Here is a 20,075-nt window from a genome sequence, read left to right on the forward strand (position 1 = left end):
CCGCGCCACCCGCCCCGTCAAGGCCACTGCTGGCGCTGCCAGTAGCTGTACTTCCAATGCGTCTCGAAGCCGGCCCGGCGGTAGAGCGACAGCGCCGGGTGGTTGTGTGCGTCGACCTGCAGAAAGACCCGCTCGAAGCTGCGCGCCGATGCGGCCTGCGCCAGCCCGGCGAGCACGCGCCCCGCCAGGCCGCGCCCGCGTTGCGCCTGGTCGGTGCGCATGCCGTGCACGCTGGCCCAGCCGTGGCCGAATGCCATTGCGCCGGCCGCCAGCGTGCGGCCGCCTTCGCGCACGCTGGCATAGAGCGTGCCCTTGGCCCGCGACAGCATCCGCACGCGATGGGCGCCGTCCACCGGATCGAAGCCCTCGCCGAGGAACAGCGCCGACCACGCGTCGTCGGGCGCGCGGTCGACATCGGCCAATGCGTCGCCCGGCGCGACCACCTGCCGCATGCGCTGCACCGACCCGATCTGCACGCAGGTCGGGCTGTCGCCGATGTAGTGCCGCCGCTCCAGCTCGGCGCGCAGCCCGTCGAAGCAGGGTGCGTCGGCCAGCCGCAGCGCGGGCACGACCTGGCGGCTGTCGTAGCGGTCTTCGATGCGGTCGAGCGTTGCGTGGTCGACCGCGCTGCGGTGCAGCGGCACGGCCGATCTGGCGCGCTTCACGGTGCCGCCGGCAAAGGGCAGCAGCCAGCCGTCGAGCTCCTCGGTCAGGTCGGGCGACACGGCTGCGATGGTGGCGCGCTCGATGGCTTCGATGTCGGTGACGTTCAGTGTCATGGTGTTCATGGCGTGGCCTCCGGCGCCGTGAACTTCGCCGCGGCCACGCCCTTGAGCAGCGTTTCGCGCTGGTTCCGGCTGATCCCGCGGATGCCCTCGGCAACCCACTTGATGCGGTCGGCGTCGATGTGGCCGTCGCGCCGCCATTGCTCGAGCACGGCCTGCGGCTTGTGCAGCATGGCGGCGAGCCACACGGCCTGCGCCGGTTCGAGCGTGCGTGCGCTGCGCTTGAAGTAGCGGCGCGCCGCGGCCTCGGCGCCGCAGATGTTGCCGCCCCAGGGCGCGTTGTCCAGGTACAGCTGCAGGATGCGGGCCTTGCCCAGCGTCTGCTCCATCTCGACCGCGTAGAGCAGCTCGCGCAGCTTGCGCTCGGCCGTGCGGTCGCTGCCCGTCACCAGCAGCTTGGCCAGCTGCTGCGTGAGCGTGCTGCCGCCGCGCCGGATCTGGCCGGGCTTCTGGTTGTTGTCGATCGACGCGAGGATCTCGGTCAGGTCGTAGCCGCTGTGGGTGAAGAAGCGCTGGTCTTCTGCGGCGATGACGGCGCGCGCCAGCCAGCTGTCGTTGGCGAGCTTGGCCGAGGGGCCGCAGCTGGTGCGCGCGTTGAGCATGGCTTCGGTGCCCAGCCCCTCGACAGTGAACTGGCTGATGACGGGCTGCACCGCAAAGGTGGCCTCTGGCAGCACGAGCTGGCCGCGCAGCGCCAGCGTGCCGCCGATGCGTGCGCGCTGCAGCTCGGGCAGGGTGGGCACCAGCACCGCGTACCAGCGCGCGATGGGCGCGTCCTGCACGCTGGCGTTCAGATGGATGTTCTTCGGCGTGAGCCTGCCGTCCCAGTTGCCTTGCAGCCGGGTGGTGTCTGTGCCCTGGGGCGTGGCTTCGAAGGTGCCATTGAGCGTGTTGCCGTCGCGCTTCACGGTGGCGACCAGGCGTTCGACCCGGATCGGCTGGGTGCCGAGCGCCGGAACCTCCGCGCTGCAGGGGGCGCACTGCATTTCGAGCAGATCGCCGGCCGGCTTCCAGGCGAAGCGCACGGTGCCGAAGCTGGTGTCGAGCGAACGACCGTCGAGGTAGGGCGCGAACCACGTGGAGGTGGCCACGCGCACTGCAGTCGGAATGCCGATCTCGAAATTCAGCGGGCCCGTCTTCACGGTGGTGCTCCACTCACCCGCAGCCGGCGCGAGCGCCAGCTTGACTATCAAAAAGATAGCTACACACGCCGTAATGACCAAGGCCAGCAGGCCATAGAGCACGAATCGCAGGATCTTCTTCAAGGCACGTTCTCGGATCGTCAGATCGGTTTTGCCACCGTGACAGCTTGCCACGGCCCATGGGATTGGCCGCTGGCCGCTGCCCAGTACCAGCTTGAAGTGTCTGTGAAAGCAGTGCCTCGGGCATCGACGATGCGCTCGCAAACGCGGATTTTTTGCGCGCCGTGCCGTTGCGCAACAAAACAGCGCCACATGCGCTCCTGTGCATCGCGTTCCAGGCGCGCCTGTTCGATGCGGTAGCCCAACGCGCGATAGCAATCGGTCGCCGGGTGCAGCATGCGCGTGGGCTGCGCCACTTCGCGCATCACCAGGGTCTGCGTGCCATCGGTCATGCGGCCGATGGCGCCGGGGAAGCGGTCGGCAAAGCGCTGCTCCACGTCGCTCAGGGCCAGCGGGCGCAACGGGACGCCATCCCACTCGCCAGGCCATTCGTGCGACATCACGGCAGCAACCGGTTCGGCTGGTGCGCGCATGGCCGCGGTTGCCGACCACAGCACGCACAGCACCATCGCCAGCGCAAAGGCTGTCTTGTGGCCGATGCGGTTGATGAAATGGTTTGCAAACCAACGTTCAAAGAACGGTGTCGACATGGCGGCTTCCTTGGGTGGTGATCAGGCCTGGAATGGGGTGTTCGGCAGCTTGGGGTTCGGACTGCGCCGGCACCATGAGGCGGGCGATGGCGCCGCACACCACGGCCAGCACCAGCAGGCCCAGCGCGTTGTGTGCCCACGGCGCAAGCGGATGGCCAGCGCCTTCGAAGGCGATCAGCACGCTGTTGCGCACGATGTTCCCAGCCAGCACGAAGAGGCCGACCATCGGCAGGCGTCGCATGAAGGCGCGGTCGCTGCGGCGCGCCCACAGTGCGACGGCGCAGGCCGTGAAGTAGCCGAGCCACACCATCTGTACGCCCGAGCAGGGCGCATCGACGATCACCAGGCGGCCATCGATCATCAGGCTCGTGCCCTCGCGCGCCACGTCGAAGCCCGGCGTCAGCAGCCAGCGGCTGACTTCGGCCGTCAGCACGCGCAGCGGATAGCCGGCGTAGAACTGCAGCGACGACAGCAGCGGCAACGCGAGCACAGCAAGGCCGGCCACCGGAAACGCCGCCACGCGGCGCGGCAGAAAAGCCAGCAGCCCGCAAGCCAGCGCCAGCACGGCCACCAGCCCGGCCGCGAGCGGCGGCAGCGCGGGCATGAAGCCGAGCCCCGTGCGCAGCAGCGTCGCGAGCACGGTGCCGGCGCCTGCCAACGCGAGCCAGCCCAGCCGCGGCGAGGCGCGCAGCTCATGCCGGCGGCTCCAGGTCAGCGCTGCGAGGGCGACCAGCGCCAGAAGGCCCATCGGATCGTCGGAGCCGTCGCGCATGCGCTGCACCATCCAGACCCAGGTCGGCATCAGCGCGATGGACTGCAGCCCCAGCCAGCCGGCGGCCGGCGTGCGGTCGATGTGGATGCCCCAGTCCACGATGCGCGGGTGGCGGTGGGCGAGCGTTGCCAAAGACATTTTTCTTCTCTCTCTTTTGCTTTTGTTCAGGCAGTGAAACGACGCGCGTCGCTGCGGCGCGCACGGCGGCGCAGCATCGCGAGCATCGACAGCACCACGGCGATGGCGCCCAGCGATTCGGGTTCGGGCGTGCTCGGCACTTCGGCGCCCAGCGCGAGATTGCTCACGCCCTGCGGCATCGGCAGCGGCTGGTTCACGCCCACGCTGTCTTGCGGCGCCACGTTGCGCACCACCTTGTCGACGGCGATGAAGCTCGTGTACTGCGTGAGCAGGCTGTACTTCAGGCCGAGCTCGGTGATGCGTTCCTTGAAGGCCGTGCCGCCTTCCAGCGTTTCCTGGTCGCTCAGGCTCTGGATGCGGTGACGGGCCCACAGCGTGCGCAGCGCGGCGGTGTCCTGGCGGGTGCGATCGTCGATGCGAACTTCCTGGCGGTACGGGCCGCTGGCGCTCTGGCCTTCGATGATCACGCGGCCCTTGGCTTCGCCACGCCATTTGCCGAACACGATCACCGGGCGTTCGCCGAGCACGTCGGGCAGAGCCTGCGGTTCCACGTCGTACACATCGAGCCCGCCGAAAGTGGCCTTCACGCTGGTGAGCACCGGCGACTCGACCATGCGGCGAAACCGCGCGGCCTGCTCAGGCGCCTGCACCGGGTCGGTGATGATGAAGGGCTCGCCCATGCCGGCGCGTGCAATGCCTTCCATCAGGCTGCGGTTGACCGACGAGCCGATCCCGAAAGCGAACACATTGGCCTTCGAGAGGTTGTTGCGCACCAGCTCGAAGGCTTCACGCTCGACCGTCACGTAGCCGTCGGTCACCACCACGATGCTGCGCGATACGTTTTCTTCCTTGGGCTCGGCGTACGCGCGCTTGAGCGCAGGAATGAGTTCGGTGCTGCCGCTGCCGCTGTAGTTCTGGATGGTGGCGAGCGCCTGTTCGATGTTGGCGCGCGTGGCCGGCACCGACTTGGGCGAGAGCATCTTGTTGCTGCCCGAGAACAGCAGCACGTTGAAGGTGTCGCTGGGGCGCAGCCCGCCGATCAGGCGTTCGAGCACCGTCTTCGCGGTGTCGAGCGGAAAGCCGTGCATCGAGCCCGAGATGTCCACCACGAAGATGTAGTCGCGCGGCGAGATGGCGCTGGCGGCCACGGCCTTGGGCGGTTCGACCATCGCGAGGAAGAAGTTCTCTGCGTTCTCGCCTTGGCCCTTGTAGAGCATCAGGCCCGATTCGATCTTCTCGCCCGCCAGGCGGTAGTCGAGCACGAAGTCGCGGTTGTCGGCGGGGCGACCGTCGGCCTTGAGCGCAATGTCGGCGTGCTGGTCTTCGTCGCTCTTCTTCACGTCGATGGTGTGCGTGGCCGAGCGGATTTCCTTGATGCCCATCGGCGTGTCGATGCTGGCCTTGAGCTTGAAGTTGGTGGCCGGCGCCACGCCAGCAGGCAGCGTGGGCTGCGCGACCCACTTGGCCTGCGCGTTCTCCGACTGCGGCGAGTTGTAGCGCGGCCCGACCACGGTCGGGAACACGAACTGGTAGTTGCCCGACTGCGGCACCAGCAGTTCGGTGTAGCGCAGCTCCACCTTCACGTCGTCACCGGGCAGGATGTTGGCGACGTTCATCTGGAACACATTGGGCAGGTGCTGCTCGAGCAGCGCGGCGGTCTTGCCTTCCTTCTTGGCGGTGTCGTATTCGATCTGCGCCTGCTGCTTCTCTCGGATCTGCGCGGTGATGAGCCGGTCGGCCAGGCGCACGTTGAGGCCGCTCACGGCAGCCTTGGTCGAGCCGGGGAAAACGTACTTCGCTTCGATGGCGCGCTGGCCTTCGTTGCGGTAGGTCTGCGTGACCGTCACGTCGGCGATCACGCCCGAGATCTTCACCGAGACCTCGGTGCCCTTCAACGGCAGGCGGTCGACCGAGGGATCGTCGCTCTTCACGAAGAAATAGGGGCTTTCGGTCTTCAGGCGCGGGCCGGCGGGCGCTTCCTGCGCATGCGCAGGGCGCACGCCCATGGCAATGAAGCCCGCAGTCGCCAGGCTCACGGTGGCGAGCCAGAGCCAGCGGCCGGGACGTGGGGTGGTGATGTGGGCATCCATGGCGGGGGTCCTTGTCCGTGCGAACTTGCACAGCCGCAACTGTCGGCACCACACGAGAAGGCAGTTGGAAGACTTCTTGAAGTCGAAAACACCCGTGCCCGGCTCTGTGAAGTCTGTGTGAAGCGAAGCGGCGCGCACGCTTCACACGGCCTTCGGATCGCGCGGCGAGCATCGCGGCTTCGCTACAGACGAGGAGAGAAAAAATGCTTCAGTTGTTGAAGGCCCTTCAGAGCTCGGTGCTGGCCAAGGTCGCCGGCCTGTTCTTCCTGCTGTTGCTCCTGTGCATTCCGCTGGGGGAGATCGACTCGATCAACCGCGCCCGCGGCGAGAGCCAGCGCGAAGCAGCCGACGAGCTCGCCGCCACCTATGCGGGCCGCCAGACGATGGTCGGGCCGCTGCTGCTGGTGCCGTATGTGGAGCGCTGGATGGAGCCGCTGCGCGACGCACAGGGAAAAGTGATCGGCCAGGAGCCGCGCAGCAAGGAAATGGCCCACGTGGTGTTCCCTGACAAGCTGCACATCGAAGGCACGATGGCGCCGCAGGAGCGCTATCGCGGCATCTTCAAGATTCCGTTCTACACGCTCAACGCTGCGCTCACTGGCGGCTTCACGGCCTTCGACCCGAAGGCCGTGCCGCACAGCGAGTCCGACTCGAGCATCGAATTCAAGGTGCCCTTCATCGCCTTCAACGTGAGCGACCTTCGTGGCCTCGACGGCTCGCCCGCGATGACGGTGGGCAGCGAGACACTGCGCTTCAAGCAACGCGTGCCGGGCCTGGCCGACGGTGCATGGTTTGCAGACGGCATCCACGCGCCACTCACCGGTGCAGCGCTCAGTGCATGGCAGGCCAGCACACCGATCGCGTTTGAAATGAAGCTCGGCCTGGTCGGGCAGGACACGCTCTCCATCGCGCCCATCGCCGAGGAAACGACCGCGCATCTGACCTCGCCCTGGGCACACCCCAGCTTCGGCGGTCGCTTTCTCGCGGCCGAGCGCAGCGTGACGCCGCAGGGCTTCGACGCGCACTGGCGTGTGTCGTCGCTCGTGACTTCTGCGCGCGAACAGGTACGCGCGGGTCTCTCGGGTCGCAGCAACGCCGCTGAAGCCGCCACCACCCAGGCACGCCAGAACATAGGTCCGCTGCAGACCTTCGACGTGTCTCTCGCGCAACCCATCAACGTGTATTCGATGAGCACGCGCGCCGGCAAGTACGGTGCGCTGTTCATCGGGCTCGTGCTGATGGCCGCCTTCATGTTCGAGCTGTTCCGCAAGCTGCGCCTGCATCCGATCCAGTACGGCCTGGTCGGCCTGTCGATCGCGCTGTTCTTCCTGCTGCTGCTCGCGCTGTCGGAGAAGTTCGCGTTCTGGATGGCGTATGCGGGTGCCGCCACGGCGAGCGTCGCGCTGCTGGCCGTGTACTTCAGCGCGGTGCTGGGAGGCTGGCGGCGCGGCCTGTCCTTCGGCGCCTTTGTGGCGCTGCTCTATGGCGCGCTCTACGGCCTGCTGGCTTCCGAAAGCAATGCGCTTCTGCTCGGTGCGCTGTTGATCTTCGGCATGCTGGCCACGCTGATGCTCGTCACGCGCAAGGTCGACTGGTATGCGCTCTCGCGGCGCGTGGAACCGGCACCGGAAGCGCAGGCGGCATGAGACTGCTGCGGGTCATCGCGAGTGCATCGGGCTGGCTGGCCCTGGCCACACTGTGGTTCTGGGCCTGGCACCTGAAGGACCCGCATCTGCGCTTCATGCGCGCGTGGGAACTGCCCTTGCTGCTGGCGATGCTGGTGGCCGGCATCGCAATCGCCTGGCGGTTTGCACGGGGCAACTTGCGCCCGGTCGCTCTGGGCCTGGCATTCGCGGCCTTGCTGACTGCCCTGTGCAATGAAGCGGCATCGCACCAGCACCGGGCCGAAGTGAATGCATCGGAGGGCCCGCTCGCGCAGGCGCTGGGCGCGCATTTCATCGTCGGGTACGACGATGCGAAAAACCTGCGAGAGCTGGCCAGGAAGGGGCTGATCGGCGGAATCTTCGTAACCGGCCGCAATGTAAAGGGCCGCACGGCCGCTGAACTGCGCGATGAAATCGAGGGCCTGCAGGCATTGCGCCGCGAAGCCGGCCTGCCACCGCTGATCGTCGCAACCGACCAGGAAGGCGGCTCGGTTTCGCGTCTCTCGCCACTGGTCGAACGCCAGCCTGCACTCGCCTCGCTGCTCGACGCCGATGTGCCCGACAACGAGCTCACACAACGCGCCCATGCCTACGGCGCGCAACAGGGCAAGGCGCTCGCGGCTCTTGGCATCACGCTCAATTTCAGCCCGGTGGTCGACTTGCGGCCCGGCCGCGCACCGGGCCGCTGGGACTTCCACACCCGCATCGACGAACGCGCGATCTCGGCCGACCCCGCCATCACTGCGCAGGTGGCGCTCGCTTACGAGCTGGGCCTTGAATCCGCAGGCGTTCGCGGCACGCTCAAGCACTTTCCCGGCCTGGGCGGCGTGGCCGAGGACACCCATCATTTCGCCGCCGAACTGCGCACGCCTGTCGCCCAACTCGCGGCGCACGACTGGAAGCCGTTTCAAGACGTGTCGAAACATTCGGATGCCGCGATCATGCTCGGCCATGTCATCCTTGTAGAGTTCGACGCCGAATATCCGGTCTCTTTCTCGCGCAAAATCGTGCAGCGGGTGATTCGAGGCGAATGGGGCTACCAGGGCCTGCTCGTCACCGACGATCTCACGATGGGCGCAGCCTACAACCGCGGTCTTTGCGATGCCACCGTTCGCGCCCTTGGCGCCGGCGTGGACCTGTTGCTGATCGCCTTCGACCACGACAAGTATTTCGATGCCATGCATTGCGCGCTGCAGGCTGCGCGGCAAGGCACGCTCGACCTCCCGATGCAGGAACGCAGCAGCGCGCGGCGGCTCCAATCCTTTCGCTAGCCAGTAAGCAGCCAACTCTTATGTTCAAACGCTCAAGCTCCAAACCTTCCGACGACGGCAATGCGGCGTCCAACGAACCCCGCGCGCCATGGAAGCGCATTGCCGGCTGGGGCGCCATCGCGGTCGGCTCCGGCGCGCTCGTGGTGCTGGTCGCAGCCATCGTCGCGGTGGTCGCCATCTATCCGAAGCTGCCCGACGTATCGGAGCTCTCCGACTACCGGCCCAAGCTGCCGCTGCGCGTGTACTCGACCGAAGGCCAGCTGATCGGCGAGTTCGGTGAAGAGCGCCGCAACCTCACGCCCTTCGCCAACATTCCGAAGGTCATGAAAGACGCGGTACTGGCTGTGGAAGACGCGCGCTTCTACGACCACGGCGGTGTGGACTACAAGGGCTTCCTGCGCGCAGCGGTGGCCAGCCTGAAGGGCGGCCGCAAGCAGGGCGCGTCGACCATCACGATGCAGGTTGCGCGCAACGTATACCTGAGCTCGGAGCGGACGATGAGCCGCAAGACCTACGAGATCCTGCTGGCGCTGCGGCTCGAACGGCAGCTCACCAAGGACCAGATCCTCGAGATCTACCTGAACCAGATCTACCTGGGCAACCGCGCCTACGGCTTTGCGGCCGCCGCCGAAACCTATTTCGGCAAGCCGCTGCAGAACGTCACCGTCGCCGAAGCCGCAATGCTGGCCGGCCTGCCGAAGGCGCCCGGCGCCAACAACCCCGTGGCCAACCCGCGCCGCGCGCGGGCGCGCCAGCTCTACGTGATCGACCGGATGCAGGAAACCGGCTTCATCACCGCCGACCAGGCTGCAGAAGCCAAGAAGGAAGAACTGCACCTGCGCGACGCCGCCGATCCGAACCGCCTGCATGCCGAGTACGTGGCCGAGACGGTGCGCCAGATGATGTACGCGCAGTACGGCGACAGCATCTACACCAGCGGCATGAAGGTCTATACCTCACTCGTGGCGGCCGACCAGGCAGCTGCCTACAGGTCGCTGCGCAAGGGCATCATGGACTACGAGCGCCGCCAGCCCTACCGCGGCCCCGAGAGGTTCGTCGACCTGCCGACCGAGCAGAAGGAAATCGACGAAGCCGTGGACGACGCATTGGCCGAACATCCAGACAACGGCGATGTGGTCGCGGCCGTGGTGCTCGACGCGAACGCGAAGGAAATCAGCGCCGTGCGCGCGAACGGTGAAACCATCCAGATCACGGGCGATGGCCTGAAGCCCGCGCAGTCGGGCCTCGCGGCGAAGGCACCACCAAATATCAAGATCCGCCGCGGCGCAGTCATCCGCGTGGCGAAGACGCCGAAGAACACCTGGGAGATCACGCAGCTGCCCGAGGTCGAAGGCGCCTTCATCGGCATGGACCCGCGCAGCGGTGCCATCAAGGCGCTGGTCGGCGGTTTCGATTTCGGCAAGAACAAGTTCAATCACGTGACGCAGGCCTGGCGCCAGCCGGGTTCGAGCTTCAAGCCCTTCATCTATTCGGCCGCGCTTGAAAAAGGCTTCACACCCGCAACCGTGGTGAACGACGCGCCGCTGTACTTCGACGCCAGCGCCAACGGCGGCCAGCCTTGGGAGCCGAAGAACTTCGAAGGCACCTACGAAGGCCCGATGCCGCTGCGCACCGCGCTGATGAAGTCGAAGAACCTCGTCACGCTGCGCGTGCTGGAGTCGATCGGCGCGCCCTATGCGCAAGACTGGATCACCAAGTTCGGCTTCGACAAGGACAAGCATCCTGCCAACCTGCCGATGGGCCTGGGCGCCGGCTCGGTCACGCCGATGCAGATGGCGGTGGGCTATTCGGTGTTCGCCAATGGCGGCTACCGCGTCAATCCGTACCTGGTCACGCGTGTCACCGACATGAGGGACAAGGTCATCATGGAAACCGAGCCGCCTGTGCTCGACGAAGCGCGCCGCGCCATTCCACAGCGCAACGCCTTCATCATGGATTCGCTGCTGCAGAGCGTGGTGAAGAACGGCACCGGCTTCAAGGCGCACCAGGCCCTGAAGCGCGACGACCTCTACGGCAAGACCGGCACCACCAACGACTCATTCGACACCTGGTTCGCGGGCTTCCAGCCGACCATGGTCGGCATCGCGTGGATCGGCTACGACACGCCGCGCCAACTCGGCGTGCGCGGTGAAACCGGCGGCAGCCTGAGCCTGCCGATCTGGATCGGCTACATGCAGACCGCGCTGCAGGGCGTGCCGGTGACGCAGCCCGCGGAACCGCCTGGCGTGGTGAACGTCGACGGCGAGTGGTACTTCGACGACTTCACGCCGGGCCACAACGTGGCGAGCCTGGGCCTGGAGAGCGAAGCGCCGCCACCGCCGGCCGAAGAACTCACGGGTGCGCCCATCGGAGCGCCGCCAGTACCGGAAGAACGCAACAGGATCCTCGATTTCTTCCGGTAAGTCGCAAAGCTGAAAAGAGAAGGCGGGTCGCGGTGCCTACACTCGGTGCTGCTTCCCGCCTTCTCTTTTTCTTCTCCACGCATCCATGGAAATTCTTACTCTGGTGGCACTCTTTGCCACTGGCTTCTACATCCTCAAGTCCAGGGAACAGCGCATGCGCATCGCGCTGCTGGCCAGCCACCTCGGCCGCTACCAGATCGAAAGGCTGATGGAGAGCCTCACTTCCGGCTACATGCGCTGCCTCGGCGAAGACGACGCCGAGCGCCGCCAGCAGATCTGGCACCTGCTCGACGCCACCGAGGAAAAGCTCTCCGCCCAGTTCGACAGCTTCGCCGCAGAGTTCTCGCGCATGCCCGAACCCGCCACGCGCGTGAGCAAGCTGCCGGTGGCCATTCCGCTGTTCACACAATTCTTTCCGGGTTCGACCTTCGATGTGCGCCAGGCCCTGCTCATCCACGCACGCGGCGTTGCCGGCGTGATGCGCAACGAAGCCGGGCGCACGCCTAAATCGAAAGCCTTCACCATGTCGGCCGAGCTGTTCCTGATGCAGCACACCTGCCACTGGTATTGCCGCTCGAAGACGGTGGCGTCGGCTCGCATGATCGGGCAGCACCAGACGCAGTACCTGCAGGCGCTCGGGGCTGTGAGTCCGGAAACTCGCAGCGCCTATTGCGCGCTGATCGGCCGCCCTCAGTGATGTGACAACAACGGCAGCGTGAGCGTCGCCACGGCGCCACCGCGCGACGCGTTGCCCAGATCGATCCGGCCGCGGTGCAATGCCGCGATCTCCTTCACGAACGCCAGCCCCAGCCCCGTGCTCTTCTTCTGGCTGTGCGGCCTGGCGAGCGAATAGAACTTCTCGAAGACTTTTTCCTGCGCGTATTCCGGAATGCCCGGGCCGTGGTCGCGCACGCTCACGCGGGCCAGCTTCGACGTCGTTTCCAACGTGAGCAGAACTTCGCTGTCGCGCGGTGAAAAATCGATGGCGTTGTCGAGCAGGTTGCTGATGGCGCGGCGGAGCAGGAAGGGGTCGCCTTCGGTGCGGGCATCGTCGCGGATGTTCACGAGCAGTTTGATGTTGCGCTTGGCTGCCGCGGGTTGTGCGCTGGCGGCGATGTCCTCGATCAGCGAAGCCAGCACCACCGGTTCTGTGCGGTCCAGCGTGCGCCTCGTCTCGAGCGCGGTGAGCTCCATCATGCGGTCGACGATTTCCTGGATGCGTTGCGTCTCGCGTTCGATGTTCTTCAGGAATCGTTCGCGCTCGGCATGCGGCATCGACGGCTCCTGCAGCAGCTCGGCCGCGCCGCGGATGGCCGAGAGCGGGCTTTTCACTTCGTGCGTGAAGGTCTGCACGTAGTCGGCCACGTAGTTGCGGCCGGTGAGGGCATCGCGCATTTCGCTGAAGCCGGTGCGTACGCCGTCGACCGCGCGGCGTGCCATGCGCACAAGGCTCAGGCTGCGCTGCGCGCGCACCCAGGCCCAGTAGTCGCGGATCAGGCCGAAGGGCCGCACCAGCCAGATCGAGACGATGAGCGTGAGCAGCAGCAGCGCGAGTGCCGAGCCGACGCCTACCCAGATGGTGCGCACGCGGGCGTCTTCCACGAACTGGCCGAAGCTCTGCACCGGCTTTCCTACGCTGACCATGCCGACGATCTCGTTGTTCCAGCGGATCGGTGCGCCCACGTACATGACCGAAGTGCGCGGGTCGCCGTCGACATCGCGCGAGGTGCGCGCGCCGTACAGGCCGGCGAGCGTGCGGCTCACGTCGGCCCACTGCGAATAGTCAGCGCCCAGATGCCTGCCGAGCGAATCGAACATCACGCGGCCATTGCGGTCGGTGACGTACACGCGCAGCTCGACACGGCTTTTGTGCAGGTTGTAGATCTGGGCGGAGAACTCGCGCGCGTAGACCGTTCGGAACAGAGGCTCGAGCCGCGCCGTGTTGATGGCACCGGCGATCACGTCCTGCTCGACCAGACTGGCCACCAACTGCGAGGTTTCGACCAGCGATTCCTCGGCCGACTCGCGGTAGCGCGGGTCGATGTCGGAAACGACGCGGTACAGCAGGAAGGCGATGCCCGCCGTGTAGATCAGCAGGATGCCGATGAAGATCCGCGTGCGCCGGGTCACGACGCCTTGGCGGGCAGTTCTTCGTTCAGTGCGTAGCCGGTGCCGCGCAGCGTGCGGATCGGCTCCACTTCCGGCGCGATTGCCTTGAGCTTGGCGCGCAGGGTCTTGATGTGCGCGTCTACCGTCCGGTCGAAGCTGTCGCTGGAATCGTCCCAGACAAGTTCGAGCAACTCGTCGCGCGTGAAGACGCGGCCGGGCCGTTGCACCAGCAGTCTGAGCAACCCGTATTCGTAACGGGAGAGTTCCAGCAGGCGTCCGTAATAACGAATCTGCATGCGCTCGTTGTCGAGCGAAAAGGGCAGTGCGGGTGCCTGTGAGCTCGCTGGAGGCGTCTGGGCCTGGATTTGATGGGGTATCCCATGGTTTGGAGCCGCGCCCGCTGTGGAGGCTCCTGCGCCGTTTCTGGCGCTGCGCCGCAGGATAGTCCGCACGCGGGCGACGAGTTCGCGCGGCGAAAACGGCTTGGCGATGTAGTCGTCCGCGCCCAGTTCGAGGCCCACCACGCGGTCTATTTCGTCGCTGCGGGCCGTCAGGAACACCATGGGCACCTCCGGGCCGCCCATGGACTGGTTGAGCGCCTGGAGGCGCTTGAAGAGCTCGAAACCATTGAGATCGGGCAATCCGATGTCCAGGATGGCCAGCGCCGGGGGTTCCTGCGCGAACTGGGCGATGGCTTCTTCGGCCGTGGCGCACCAGACCGGAATGAACCCGTCGCTTTTGAGGACGTACTGCAGCGTGTCGGCGATGCCTGATTCGTCTTCGGCAATCAGGATCCGGGGTTTGAAGCTCATCCACGAATGTTACCGAGGGGAGTGGAACGGGAGGACTGGTTTTGTTCAAAGGCGCCATCGACTGGCGCGGCCGTTCGCGGCTTTTTTTTCGCGCGCAGCTTTCCCTTTCCCTGTCTTCTTATTCTTCTTATTCAAATTAGTAGTAGTAGATAAGGGTTGCCCTCTTCTGTGGACATGCCGTTTTTTTCGTTATGTGACAAGCACTTGTCATGGCTCTGTCACTGTGCGCAGCTGCGCTTCCGGTTTGTACCCGCCACATGAACAACATTGGGTAACCGATCCGGCCTGTGGATAAGCCCTGGCTTGTTCAAAAACTGTCCCCAGAGTTGTGCTTTGACTCCTTCCGGAAAATCTGCGAAAGGCGGTTTTTCCCCGGAGAAATTCATTGCTGAAAATTTGGGCGATCTGTAGATTTCCCTTTTAAATCAAAGACTTGCAACTCCGCTACACAGAAGTACCAACGTTATCCACAGAGTTACTCAAGGTTTGTGGGGAGAAGCTCGCCGGAACCTTCCGGCCCCTTCGACGACCGAACCTGATCCTTCATATTGCGAAATGTTGAACATGACACCTTCAGAAACAAAGTCGATAGTTACCCTGAGCCTGCTGGCTGCCTTTGTCGATGGTGAGAAGCACGAGCGTGAACGGGCCGAGATCAAGCGGATTGCCGAGGGCCTGTCGCAGGCCGACGGCCTGAACCTGCCGACGCTGTACCAGGACGTGCTGATGAAGCGCGTGTCGCTGGCCTCGGTGGCCGGAGAGCTGAAAAGCAGCGAAGCCAGGCAACTCGCCTACGAGATGGCGGTGTGCGTGTGCGACGCGGACGGCACGCAGTCGGAGGCGGAGCGCATGTTCCTGGCGGATGCGCGCACGTCGCTGGGGCTGGATGCTTCGGCGGCCGCGTTTTCGCAGCAGGCCGAAGACATTGCGGCGGTGCCTGTTGCTGCTGCTGCCGGCACCGCGGTCGCGGCGCCATCGACGCCGAATACGCCCGACACCGCCGAGCTCGACAAGTCGATCCTCAACGCTGCAATCCTCAACGGCGCGCTGGAGCTGCTGCCCGAGACGCTTTCGACCATGGCGATCATTCCGCTGCAGATGAAGCTGGTCTACCGCATCGGCCAGTCGTACGGCTATCAGCTCGACAGCGGCCACATCAAGGATTTCCTGGCCACGGTCGGCGTGGGCCTGACTTCGCAGTACCTGGAGCAGGCCGGGCGCAAGCTGCTCGGCGGCCTCCTTGGCAAGGTTGGCGGTGGATTGCTTCGCGGGCTGGGCAACCAGGCCGTGAGCTCGGGGATGAGCTTTGCTTCGACCTACGCACTGGGCCATGTGGCCAAGCGCTACTACGCCGGCGGCCGCACGCTGTCGACGCAGATGCTGAAGGACGCGTTCTCGGGCGTGGTGAAGGAAGGGCAGAGCCTGCAGACGCAGTACCTGCCGGCCATCCAGGAAAAGGCCCGCACGCTGGGTGCAGGCAAGGTGCTGTCGCTGGTGCGGGGCGCCTGATCTAGACCTTGCTCAGGTCGTCGAGGATGGGGCAGTCCGGCCTTGCGTCGCCGTGGCAGCAATGAACCAGGTGGGCCAGCGTGTTGCGCATGGATTGCATGTCGGCAATGCGCTGCTCCAGTTCACCGAGGTGTTTCTCGGCGATGCGCTTCACGCTCGAGCTTGCGCGCCGACGGTTGTTCCACAGCCCGACCAGCTCCGCGATTTCTTCCATCGAGAAACCCAGGTCGCGCGAGCGCTTGATGAAGCGCAGCGTGTGGATGTCGGCCTCCCCATATTGGCGGTAGCCGCTTTCGGTGCGCGCCACCGCCGGCAGCAGGCCTAGCCCTTCGTAGTGGCGGACCATACGGGCCGACACGCCGGAGCGCTGCGCCGCTTCGCCGATGGCGACATGGCCCGTCGTCATTGAACCGCGTAGCCCGCGTTCTCGATCGCGGCCACGATGTCCTTGCGCGGCTGTTCGCTCAATACGTCGACATGGCCCGTTTCCAGATCGACCGTGACCTGCGCTTCGGGGTCCACCGTTTGCACCGCGTTCTGTACTGCGCTCACGCAGTGGCCGCAACTCATGCCCGTGACCTGGAATTTCTGGCTCATCGTGGTAGCTCCTTGAAAGTGATTGACTGAGGACGCAAGTTTGAACCCTCTCACGATGTCAATGTCCAGCGCAGGGGCACTGAATTTATCTGCTTGACCTTGCCATGGTGTGAGGCTTTAGCCTTGGCGCATGGAAAAAGTTCTGCAGCAGCAAATCCCCGGCACCACCACGCTCGACCTCTCGGTCGGCGGCATGACTTGCGCCTCATGCGTGATGCGTGTCGAGCGTGCTCTGAAAAACGTGCCGGGCGTGCAAGACGTGAGCGTGAATCTCGCGACCGAATCGGCCCGCGTGGTGACAGGCGGCAACGAGGACATGGACGTCCTGCTGCGCCGAGCCGTACGGGCCGCAGGCTACGAGCCGCGCGCGGCGAGCACAGCGGCCGAAGAAGCCGCGCTGTCGCCATGGCACGGCTTCGGCCCGGTCGCTGTCGGCCTGGCGCTGTCGATTCCCTTGCTGGCACCGATGCTCGGCGATCCTTTCGGGCAAGACTGGATGCTGCCGCCATGGTTGCAACTGCTGCTCGCGACGCCGGTGCAGTTCTGGCTGGGTGCGCGCTTCTATCGCGCGGGCTGGCATGCGGCAAAAGCGCGTACCGGCAACATGGACCTGCTGGTGGCACTCGGCACCAGCGCGGCCTTTGGCTTGTCGCTCTGGCTCTGGTGGCGCGCGGCCACCGGCGAGCATGCGGGCCACGGTGCGATGCCGCACCTGTACTTCGAGGCTTCGGCGGTGGTGATCACGCTGGTGCTGCTCGGCAAGTGGCTGGAGGCGCGTGCCAAGCGCCAGGCCACGTCGGCGATCCGCGCGTTACAGCAGTTGCGGCCCGAAGTGGCGCACCTGGTGGGCCCGCGCGGCAAGGAAAGCGATGTGCCGCTGGCCGAGGTGATGGTGGGCGACCGCCTCGCGGTGCGGCCCGGCGAACGCGTGCCGGCCGACGCACGCGTGATCGAAGGGCAATCCGAAGTCGATGAATCGATGCTCACCGGCGAGCCGCTGCCGGTGGCCAAAGGGCCGGGCGATGCATTGACCGGCGGCGCGGTGAACGGCGATGGCCGCATGGTCATCGAAGTGAGCGCGATCGGCGCAGAGAGCGTGCTCGCGCGCATCATCCGGTTGGTCGAAGACGCGCAGGCGGCGAAGGCGCCCATCCAGCGGCTGGTGGACAAGGTTGCGGCCGTGTTCGTGCCGGTGGTGCTGGTGATTGCGCTCTTCACGCTGGCGGGCTGGCTGATTGCGGGCGCGGGCATCGAGACTGCGTTGATCCATGCCGTGGCGGTGCTCGTCATTGCCTGCCCGTGTGCGCTGGGCCTCGCAACGCCTGTCGCGGTGATGGCGGGTACGGGCGTGGCGGCGCGTCACGGCATCCTGATCAAGGATGCGCGTGCGCTGGAAGTCGCGCACCGCGTCGACACCGTTGCATTCGACAAGACCGGCACGCTGACGATCGGCCGGCCGGTGCTCACTGCGCTGGTACCCGTGGCAGGCACCGATGCCAGTGAAGACCAATTGCTGGCGACGGCCGCCAGCCTGCAGAGCGGCAGCGAGCATCCGCTGGCCAAGGCGGTGCTGGCCGCTGCGGCGCAGCGCAACGTGCAGGCGCCTGCGCTGGGTGTGATGCAGGCGTGGCCGGGTCGTGGTGTGCGTGGTGAGGTCGACGGCGTGCACTGGGCCATCGCCAGCCTGCGTTGGTGTCGTGAACTTGACGCGATGCCCGACGCTGCGGAAGTCGATCGTCTGCAGTCTCAAGGCGCCACGGTGTCCGCGCTGTTGCGCTTCGATGAAGCCGGTGCCGCGCACGTGCATGCATTGTTTGCCTTCGCCGACGAGCCCAAGCCGCAAGCTGCAGAAGCCATCCGCACGCTGCGTGCACGCGGCCTTCGCGTGGTGATGATCTCGGGCGACAACCTGCGTGCGGCTCAAGCCATGGCGGCGCGGCTGGGCATCGCGGCCGAAGACGTACGCGCCGATGTGCTGCCGGCCGACAAGGCGGCGCAGGTTTCAGCATTGAGGAAGAACGGGCACGTCGTGGCGATGGTCGGCGACGGCGCGAACGATGCGCCCGCGCTGGCCGCGGCCGACGTGGGCATCGCGATGGCGCCTTCGGGTGGCGGCACCGACGTGGCGATGGAAGCGGCCGGCATCACGCTGATGCGTGGCGATCTCGCGCTGGTGGCACAGGCTTTCGAGCTCTCTGCACGCACGGTCGCGAAGATCCGGCAGAACCTGTTCTGGGCCTTTGCCTACAACGTGGCCGGCATTCCGCTCGCGGCTTTCGGCTTGCTGAGCCCGGTGGTGGCCGGCGCAGCCATGGCGCTGTCGAGCGTGAGTGTGATGGCCAACGCGCTGCTGCTGCGGCGCTGGAAGCCCTGACGATGCCTTTTCAGTCGAACAGCAGCGCCATCACGTACTCGTCGACGTAGTTATCTTCGCCGGCCCGCTTGTAGTACTTGCGCAGCGTACCTTCGCGCTCGAAGCCCAGCTTCTCGTAGAAGCGCAGCGCGGGCGCGTTGTCGCTTTCGGCGAAGAGTTCGATGCGCTTGACGCCGGCAGTCTTCAGTGCATCGATGGCCTCGCTGACCATGGCGAGCGCAACGCCCTGGCCATGGAATGCGGGATCGACAGCGAGCGTACCGAGGCCGGCCACATGCTGAATGCGACCCGGATAGCGCGTGGCGCGGTAGAAGCCGGCGATGCGTCCTTCGCGTTCATAGACATAGAAGCACAGGGTGTCGAGCAGTGCCTGGTAGATGGCGCGAAAGTCTTCGATCGGCATCGGGTCGTAGCCGAGGAAGCGCACGACCTTCTCGTGCATGTAGAGGGCAAAAACTGCGTCGATGTCTTCGGGTGTGGCCAGCCTGCGCATGATGATGGAATGCTCCCGGTGCGATGAGAGCGCCGAGCATACATAGCGAGGCCGTCAGGCGAGCAGTACCGCCGAAACTCCCAGCAAGGCCAGCTGTGCGCACCAGGCCCATCGCAGCCGCAGTTGCGAGTCGAGCACGGCGCCAATGGACCAGAAGCCACCAACGGCCAGCGCAAGCAGTCCCAGTCCCGTCTGGAACGCGAGGTCGTCGGCGCGCCACAGAAAGGCCAGCGTCACGCCGACCCAGCACGCGAAGTGAATCGAGGCCGAAGCCACCTGCGGGCGCGTCAGCACCGGATCGTGAATGTGCATCGCTTCTTCCAGCGAAAAGGGTGCATCGGGAAACCGTTGCGCCACGTCGACCGGCCGCCAGCCCGGCGGCTTGAACCACACGGCAATCTTGTCCCGCCAGCGCCGTGTGTGCCAGGCGTCTCGCAACAGTGGCGCATACGGGCCGAGGATCGCGCGCATCGGGTCGAAGCTCGCAAGCGTCTTGCGTGTGCCGTAGACGCAGCGCTCTTTCTCTTCAGCGAAGGTGCCGAACATGCGGTCCCACACCACGAGCATGCCGCCGTAGTTGCGGTCCACGTAGCCGTCGTTCACCGCGTGATGCACGCGATGGTTCGACGGTGACGAGAACACGCGGTCGAACCAGCCGAGCTTGCCGATGTGCTCGGTGTGGATCCAGAACTGGTAGACCAGCACGATCAGCCCCGCAAGGCCGAACTGCTCGGGCGGCACCCCCACCACCGCCATCGGCAGGTAGAAGGCCCAGCCCAGAAAGGCCACGGTGCTTTCCTGCCGCAGCGCAGTGGAAAAATTGAAGTGCTGGCTCTGGTGGTGCACCGAGTGCGCAGCCCAGAACACGGCCGATTCATGGCCTGCGCGATGCAGCCAGTAGTCGAAGAAGTCGAACAGCAGCACGGCGACGATCCAGCCCACAACGCTGTCCCAGAAGCTGGGCCGCGTCCATATCGCGACCAGCGGATAGATCATCGCGTAGAGACCGATCTGGAACAGCTGCGTGCACACCGACAGTGCCTGGCTCAGCAGCCCCTGGCTCAGGCTGCCGAGCGTGTCGCTGAAGCGGTAGGTGTTGCGCCGCTTGAGCCAACCCCATGCGAACTCGCACGCCATGAGCAGCGCGAACACGGGCACGACGAAAACAACCAGCCGGTGCACCGCG

Annotated in this window: 17 protein-coding genes; 6 read left to right on the top strand and 11 right to left on the bottom strand. The window is 65.7% G+C overall.

All coding sequences use genetic code 11. The features are described 5' to 3' along the window. Positions 1-17 precede the first annotated feature (17 nt). Genes ACN9MV_RS00095 through ACN9MV_RS00115 form a run of 5 tightly spaced genes read right to left on the bottom strand, consistent with a single transcriptional unit; the run spans position 18 to position 5,637 of the window. Positions 18-788: a GNAT family N-acetyltransferase gene (locus tag ACN9MV_RS00095; protein ID WP_426390951.1), complete on the bottom strand. Its 771-nt coding sequence runs from the start codon at positions 786-788 to the stop codon at positions 18-20. Next, on the bottom strand, positions 785-2,050 hold the full coding sequence (locus tag ACN9MV_RS00100) for a biosynthetic peptidoglycan transglycosylase (RefSeq protein ID WP_426390952.1): 1,266 nt from the start codon (positions 2,048-2,050) through the stop codon (positions 785-787). Before ACN9MV_RS00100 ends, ACN9MV_RS00095 begins: the two co-directional genes overlap by 4 nt. 17 nt (positions 2,051-2,067) lie before the next feature. Then, positions 2,068-2,637, bottom strand: a complete 570-nt coding sequence (locus ACN9MV_RS00105; protein WP_093174660.1) for a hypothetical protein — start codon at positions 2,635-2,637, stop codon at positions 2,068-2,070. Beyond that, positions 2,618-3,547, bottom strand: a complete 930-nt coding sequence (xrtQ, locus tag ACN9MV_RS00110; RefSeq protein ID WP_426390953.1) for an exosortase Q — start codon at positions 3,545-3,547, stop codon at positions 2,618-2,620. The genes ACN9MV_RS00105 and xrtQ overlap by 20 nt, the downstream gene beginning before the upstream one ends. Positions 3,548-3,573: 26 nt before the next feature. Beyond that, complete coding sequence (locus ACN9MV_RS00115; protein WP_426390954.1) at positions 3,574-5,637, bottom strand: VIT and vWA domain-containing protein; 2,064 nt, start codon at positions 5,635-5,637, stop codon at positions 3,574-3,576. Positions 5,638-5,840: 203 nt separating this feature from the next. On the opposite strand from ACN9MV_RS00115, the gene creD reads away from it, so the two are divergent. The 4 genes from creD (at position 5,841) to ACN9MV_RS00135 (ending at position 11,692) form a co-directional block, all read left to right on the top strand. Further along, the gene (creD, locus tag ACN9MV_RS00120; RefSeq protein ID WP_426390955.1) at positions 5,841-7,283 is read left to right on the top strand and encodes a cell envelope integrity protein CreD; all 1,443 of its coding nucleotides are present in this window, start codon (positions 5,841-5,843) and stop codon (positions 7,281-7,283) included. Beyond that, positions 7,280-8,572 (top strand): glycoside hydrolase family 3 N-terminal domain-containing protein, encoded by a 1,293-nt coding sequence (locus ACN9MV_RS00125; RefSeq protein ID WP_426390956.1) that lies wholly within the window; start codon positions 7,280-7,282, stop codon positions 8,570-8,572. Before creD ends, ACN9MV_RS00125 begins: the two co-directional genes overlap by 4 nt. A 20-nt stretch (positions 8,573-8,592) precedes the next feature. After that, the gene (locus ACN9MV_RS00130; protein ID WP_093076474.1) at positions 8,593-10,995 is read left to right on the top strand and encodes a penicillin-binding protein 1A; all 2,403 of its coding nucleotides are present in this window, start codon (positions 8,593-8,595) and stop codon (positions 10,993-10,995) included. An 85-nt stretch (positions 10,996-11,080) separates the two neighbouring features. Next, the gene (locus tag ACN9MV_RS00135; protein WP_426390957.1) at positions 11,081-11,692 is read left to right on the top strand and encodes a hypothetical protein; all 612 of its coding nucleotides are present in this window, start codon (positions 11,081-11,083) and stop codon (positions 11,690-11,692) included. On the opposite strand, the gene creC is transcribed toward ACN9MV_RS00135, so the two are convergent. Both creC and creB read right to left on the bottom strand, forming a co-directional pair. Further along, positions 11,686-13,125: a two-component system sensor histidine kinase CreC gene (gene creC / locus ACN9MV_RS00140; RefSeq protein ID WP_426390958.1), complete on the bottom strand. Its 1,440-nt coding sequence runs from the start codon at positions 13,123-13,125 to the stop codon at positions 11,686-11,688. The genes ACN9MV_RS00135 and creC overlap by 7 nt on opposite strands. Beyond that, a complete protein-coding gene (creB, locus tag ACN9MV_RS00145) occupies positions 13,122-13,916 on the bottom strand; it encodes a two-component system response regulator CreB (protein WP_093057126.1) in 795 nt (264 codons plus the stop codon). Before creB ends, creC begins: the two co-directional genes overlap by 4 nt. 564 nt (positions 13,917-14,480) lie before the next feature. Between creB and ACN9MV_RS00150 the strand changes: the two genes are divergently transcribed. Continuing rightward, complete coding sequence (locus ACN9MV_RS00150) at positions 14,481-15,425, top strand: YcjF family protein (RefSeq protein ID WP_426390959.1); 945 nt, start codon at positions 14,481-14,483, stop codon at positions 15,423-15,425. Position 15,426: 1 nt separating this feature from the next. On the opposite strand, the gene cueR is transcribed toward ACN9MV_RS00150, so the two are convergent. Further along, a complete protein-coding gene (gene cueR / locus ACN9MV_RS00155) occupies positions 15,427-15,831 on the bottom strand; it encodes a Cu(I)-responsive transcriptional regulator (RefSeq protein WP_093057125.1) in 405 nt (134 codons plus the stop codon). Continuing rightward, a complete protein-coding gene (locus ACN9MV_RS00160) occupies positions 15,828-16,022 on the bottom strand; it encodes a heavy-metal-associated domain-containing protein (RefSeq protein WP_007833622.1) in 195 nt (64 codons plus the stop codon). Before ACN9MV_RS00160 ends, cueR begins: the two co-directional genes overlap by 4 nt. Before the next feature lie 130 nt (positions 16,023-16,152). Here ACN9MV_RS00160 and ACN9MV_RS00165 point away from each other — a divergent pair, with 130 nt between their 5' ends. Continuing rightward, positions 16,153-18,396: a heavy metal translocating P-type ATPase gene (locus tag ACN9MV_RS00165; protein WP_426390960.1), complete on the top strand. Its 2,244-nt coding sequence runs from the start codon at positions 16,153-16,155 to the stop codon at positions 18,394-18,396. A 10-nt stretch (positions 18,397-18,406) separates the two neighbouring features. Here ACN9MV_RS00165 and ACN9MV_RS00170 read toward each other — a convergent pair whose 3' ends face one another. Both ACN9MV_RS00170 and ACN9MV_RS00175 read right to left on the bottom strand, forming a co-directional pair. Then, positions 18,407-18,889 carry a GNAT family N-acetyltransferase gene (locus ACN9MV_RS00170; RefSeq protein ID WP_307614823.1) on the bottom strand — a complete coding sequence of 161 codons (483 nt, stop codon included), beginning with the start codon at positions 18,887-18,889 and terminating at the stop codon, positions 18,407-18,409. A 54-nt stretch (positions 18,890-18,943) separates the two neighbouring features. After that, positions 18,944-20,071, bottom strand: a complete 1,128-nt coding sequence (locus ACN9MV_RS00175) for a sterol desaturase family protein (RefSeq protein ID WP_426390961.1) — start codon at positions 20,069-20,071, stop codon at positions 18,944-18,946. Between the last annotated feature and the right edge of the window lie 4 nt (positions 20,072-20,075).

The sequence above is a fragment of the Variovorax sp. R-27 genome (assembly GCF_049913215.1).
In the GTDB taxonomy this organism is placed as follows: domain Bacteria; phylum Pseudomonadota; class Gammaproteobacteria; order Burkholderiales; family Burkholderiaceae_C; genus Variovorax.